Source organism: Streptomyces milbemycinicus (assembly GCF_002154605.1).
Taxonomy (GTDB): domain Bacteria; phylum Actinomycetota; class Actinomycetes; order Streptomycetales; family Streptomycetaceae; genus Streptomyces; species Streptomyces milbemycinicus.
The window spans coordinates 1-5,688 of the sequence record NZ_MUNE01000914.1; the positions used below are offsets into that span (position 1 = coordinate 1).

The window sequence follows — 5,688 nt, forward strand, 5'->3', positions numbered from 1 at the left end:
GACACCACCCACGGCACCACCGGCATCACAACAGAGCCCACCGGCTCCGCCGACTCCCCGGGCTCCACCCCAGCCCCGGGCGCCTCCTCCAGAATCACATGCGCATTCGTCCCGCTCACGCCGAACGCCGACACAGCCGCCCGCCGCGGATTCCCCGTTTCTGGCCACCGCTGCTCTTCCGTAAGCAGCCTGACCGTACCGTCGGACCAGTCCACCTTCCGCGTCGGCTGATCCACGTGCAGGGTCGGCGGAAGCACGCCATGGCGCATCGCCAGCACCATCTTGATCACACCGGCCACGCCCGAAGCGGCCTGTGTGTGACCGATGTTGGACTTGAGCGAGCCCAGCCACAGCGGGCGCTCCTCGAGCCGCTCTTTCCCGTAGGTGGCGAGGAGGGCGTCGGCCTCAATCGGGTCACCCAACGTCGTCCCCGTGCCGTGCGCCTCGACCGCGTCCACATCGGTGGCGGACAAGCGGGCATTCGTCAGGGCCTGGCGGATCACGCGCTGCTGCGACGGACCATTGGGCGCCGTCAAACCATTCGACGCACCGTCCTGATTCACCGCCGAACCACGAACCACCGCAAGCACCGGACGCCCATTCCGCTGCGCGTCCGACAACCGCTCCAAGAGGAGCATCCCCGCGCCCTCGCCCCAGCCGGTGCCATCCGCGGACTCGGCGAACGACTTGCAGCGGCCGTCAGCCGCGAGCCCCCGCTGACGGCTGAACTCCACGAAGGCCACCGGGGTCGACATCACCGTGACGCCACCGGCGAGGGCCAAAGAGCACTCGCCCTGTCGGAGCGCCTGCACGGCCTGGTGCAGCGCGACCAATGACGACGAGCACGCCGTGTCGACCGTCACCGCCGGCCCCTCGATGCCGAGGAAATAAGAAAGCCGCCCGGAGAGTACGGCGCCGGAGCTGCCGGTCAGCAGATGGCCCTGGACATCCTCGGGGACAGCACTGAGTCCGGAGCCGTAGCCGGAGGGGGTGCCGCCGACGAAGACACCGGCTTTACTGCCCTTCATCGAGGCCGGGTTGATTCCAGCGCGCTCGATTACCTCCCACGTCGTCTCGAGCAACAGCCGCTGCTGTGGGTCCATGGCCAGAGCCTCACGCGGCGATATCCCGAAGAAGGCCGGGTCGAACCGGTCGGCGTCGTAGACGAATCCGCCTTCTCGCGCGTAGCTGGTGCCTGCCCTATCGGGACCCGGGCGGCCCGGGCCGGTCCCGTACAGCTCGTCGAGGTTCCAGCCCCGGCCCTCGGGAAATCCAGAGATGGCGTCACCGGCGCTCGACAGCAGTTTCCACAAGCCCTCCGGATCTGCCACACCGCCCGGGTACCTGCAGCTCATGGCGGTGATCGCGATGGGCTCCTGCGCTCCCGCTTCCCGCTCCTGAAGGCGCTTACGCGTCTCGTGCAGGTCAGCGGTAACCCATTTGAGGTATTCGCGGAGCTTCTCTTCGTTCGCCATGTCAGACCTCGTCAGTTTCGGTTAGTCGCCGGACGCTCTTACCAAGTCGCTCAGGACTTGCCGAACTCTTGATTAATGAAGTCGAACAGATCGTCATCCGATGCCGATGCGATCTGGTCTCGCGTATCCGGCGCGTCACTCGATTCCCCCTGCATCTCGCTCAACTTCGAAAGCAGGACCTGTAGCCGGGTGGTGACCTCGGAGCGGAGTTCCTCCCTTTCCGTGAGAGCCATGGAGGCGGAGATCGCGGCCTCCAGCTTGTCGAGCTCCGTCAACGCGGACTCTTCAGAGGCCGCTTCGGAGCCGACCAGCTGGTCGCGGAGGTAGTCGGAGAGATCCGTGGGCGTGGGGTAGTCGAAGACCAACGCGGCGGGGAGGCGCAGTCCGGTGGCGGACTGGAGCCGGTTGCGGAGTTCCACGGCGGTCAGAGAGTCAAAGCCGAGCTCCTTGAACGCCTGGCCGGCACCGACCGATTCGTGGCCCGCGTGTCCCAGCACGGCGGCGGCGTGGGAACGCACCAGGTCCAGGAGGGTGCGGTTGCGCTCGGCCTCCGTCAGCCCGGCGAGCTGCCGGGCGAGCGACGGGGTGGAGTCGCTGTCCACCTGCTCCACGTCCCTGTCCTCGGCCCGCAGAATCTCCTGGACCGCGGGCAGTTCGTCGAGCAACGGCCGTCGCCGCGCCGCCGTGAAACCGGGCACGAACCGTGCCCAGTCCACATCCGCCACCACCGAGTTCGCCTCATCGTGGTCCAACGTCTGCTGCAGCGCCGCGATGGCGAGTTCCGGCTCCATCGCGAGCACGCCACGCCTCCGCAGTTGCTGCTCTGCCTCGGGATCCGCGGCCATGCCGCCTCCCGCCCACGCGCCCCAGGCCACGGCGGTCGCCGCCTGGCCACGGGCACGGCGGCGCAGCGCCAGCGCGTCCAAGTGGGCGTTGGCCGCGGCGTAAGCGCCCTGAGCACCGCTGCCCCAGACCCCCGCGTTCGAGGAGAAGAGCACGAACGCGTCGAGCTCGTCCTGCGCCAACAGCTCGTCCAAGTTGACCGCACCCGCGACCTTGGCCTCCGCGGCATCCGCGAACGACGCCACGTCGGTCTCGTCGATCCGTGCGGACTCCACCACGCCCGCAGCATGCACCACCGACCGTACGGGTGAGCCTTCGGCCCGCAACCCGTCCAGCAGCCGTGCGAGCGCAGCACGATCCGCGACATCGCATGCGGCCACCGTCACACGCACACCGACCCCCGTCAGTTCTTTCTCCAGCTCGGCGGCTCCCGGTGTCTGCGCGCCGCGTCGACTGGTCAGGACGAGGTGCTGCGCACCCGAGTGTGCGAGCCAGCGGGCGACTTGCCGGCCGAGCGCACCGGTGCCCCCTGTGATCAAGACCGTACCGTGCGGGTTCCACTCGCGCACAGGACGAATGTCACCACGTGGGTCGGGAACCAGTCGCCGTACGAACACCCCTGCCGCGCGCACCGCGAGTTGGTCCTCGGAGTGTGTCGAGGCACCGGCCAGTACGTCGCCAAGTCGCTCTGCGGCGTACGGCGCACTCGCTTCGGGGAAGTCGACCAGGCCGCCCCAGCGCTCGGGGTGTTCCAGCCCAACAACCCTTCCGAGGCCCCACAGTTGGGCCTGGGCCGGGCTGATGGCTCCTTCGTCCTTACGCCCGGTGGCCACCGCGTTCTGCGTGGCGAGCCACAGTCGCGCGTCCAGCCCGGCGTCGCCCAGCGCCTGCACCAACAGCAGCGTGCCGGCGAGACCACGGGAGAGCGCTGAGTGCGTCGGATGCGGGGTCTCGTCGAGCCCGAGCAGCGACAGTACGCCACTGACCTCCTCACCGTGGGCCGCGGCGTTCGCAAGGGCCTCGCGCAGCCGCACGGCCGACTGGACGCGGTCGTGTTCGGTGGTATCCCACTCCACGCGGGCGACCTTGGCGCCGCACGCGACGAGCGCTCGTGAGGCTGCGGCCACCCAGTCGGTATCCGCCTCTCCTGCCGGCGTGATCAGCAGCCACCTGCCGCTCAGCGCTGCGGTCGAGGTCCGCTCGGCGGCCCATGGCTTCCAGATGACCCGGTAGCGCCAGGCGTCGAGCGTCGACTGCGTACGGCGCTGCCGGTGCCAGGAGGACAGGGCGGGCAGCAGGGAGGTCAGCGAGGACTGCTCCTCGGTGCCCTCGACCGCCAGCGCCGTGGCCAGCGACTCCACATCGCCGCGCTCCACGGCTGCCCAGAAGCTACCGTCCAGGCTCTCCGTACGTCCCTGGAAGCCACCGGCCACCATCGATATCGACGCGACGTCCAGCCAGTAGCGCTTGCGCTGGAAGGCATACGTGGGCAGCTCGACACGAGAAGCACCGGTGTCGGCGAACGCCGCCGCCCAGTCCACCGGCACACCCTGGACGTACGCCTCGGCGAGCGAGGCGAGGAAGCGGTTGAGCCCGCCCTCGTCACGCCGGAGGGTGCCGGTGACCACGGGGTCCGGGCCCGGCTCGCCCTCCAGGGCCTCCTGGATGCTCATGGTGAGCACGGGGTGCGCGCTGACCTCAACAAACGCCCCGTATTCCTGGGCCACAAGCGCCTCGACGGCCGACTCGAAGTGCACGGTCTGCCGCAGGTTCCGGTACCAGTAGTGGGCATCGACGAGCGTGTCGCCGAGCCAGCCCCGGTCCACCGTGGAGTACATCGGGATCCGGGACGGCTGCGGTTCGAGGCCCGCCAGCAGCCCGGCCAGCTTCCCCTCGATACGCTCGACATGCGACGTGTGCGACGCATAATCCACCGGAACCCTGCGCGCCCGCACTTCCCTCGCCTGACACTCGGCCAACAACTCATCAAGCGCACCCGGATCACCCGCCACCACCACCGACGCCGGACCATTCAACGCCGCAACCTCAACCAACCCCCCGAACCGCTCAAGCCGAGACTCCACCTCAGCCAACGGCAACCCCACCGACATCATCCCGCCCAACCCAGCAAGACCCTCGGCAATCGCCTGCGAACGAAGCGCCACCACCCTCGCCGCATCCCGCAAAGACAACGCCCCGGCCACACACGCAGCCGCAATCTCACCCTGCGAGTGACCGACCACCGCCACCGGCTCAACACCAAACGAACGCCACAACTCAGCCAACGACACCATCACCGCAAACGACACCGGCTGCACCACATCCACCCGCTCCAACGACGCAGCACCCGACGCCTGCCGCACCACCGCCTCAAGATCCCAGTCGACGAACTCGGCCAACGCCTGCCCACACTCGGCGAACCGCTCAGCGAACACCGGTGCGCAGTCCAGCAACTCAACCGCCATCCCGGCCCACTGCGAACCCTGGCCCGGGAAGACGAACACAGGCCTCCCGCCCGCGGGGCCCACGCCCGAGGCGGGCGTCCCGATGACGCCCGCGGCGGTCTCGCCCCGCGCCAGCGCGCGCAGCCCGGACACGAGTACGTCCCGGCCCTCACCGATCACCACCGCACGATGCTCGAACTCCGCACGCCCGGACACCAGCGACCAAGCGACATCCACCGGCGACAGCTCGTCGTCGCTCTCGACGTGCGACAGCAACCGAGCCGCCTGCTCCCGCAGCGCGTCCACACCACGGCCCGAGACCACCCACGGAACGACGGCGGGAGCCACCCCCGGCTCCGCCGACTCCGGCTCAACCTCATCGGGCGCCTGCTGAACTTCATCCGGCGCCTGCTCGATGATCACGTGTGCGTTGGTCCCGCTCACGCCGAACGAGGACACACCCGCCCGCCGCGGATGGCCACTCTCCGGCCAGGCCCGCTGCTCGGTCAGCAGCTCGACCGCGCCCGCCGACCAGTCCACGTTCGGTGAGGGCTCGTCCACGTGCAGTGTCCGGGGCAAGGTCCCGTGCCGCATCGCCAGCACCATTTTGATCACACCCGCGACACCGGACGCCGCTTGGGTGTGGCCGATGTTGGACTTCAGCGAGCCCAGCCACAGCGGCCGGCCCTCCGGCCGGTCCTGACCGTACGTTGCCAGCAGCGCCTGCGCCTCGATCGGATCACCCAGCGTCGTTCCCGTGCCATGCGCCTCCACCGCATCCACCTCGGCGGCGGAAAGCCGCGCGTTCGCCAACGCCTGCCGAATCACCCGCTGCTGGGAAGGCCCGTTCGGCGCGGTCAAACCATTCGACGCACCATCCTGATTCACCGCCGAACCACGCACCACCGCAAGCACCGGATGGCCAT

The 5,688-nt window shown here is 69.2% G+C and carries 2 protein-coding genes; both read right to left on the reverse strand.

Translation table 11 applies throughout. The annotated features are described in order from the left end of the window. On the reverse strand, positions 1–1,475 hold a 1,475-nt coding region (locus CCN51_RS48795), incomplete at its 3' end, for a type I polyketide synthase (RefSeq protein WP_211303326.1). Between the two features lie 50 nt (positions 1,476–1,525). After that, positions 1,526–5,688: type I polyketide synthase (locus CCN51_RS48800; RefSeq protein ID WP_245881841.1), on the reverse strand; the 4,163-nt coding region annotated here is incomplete at its 5' end.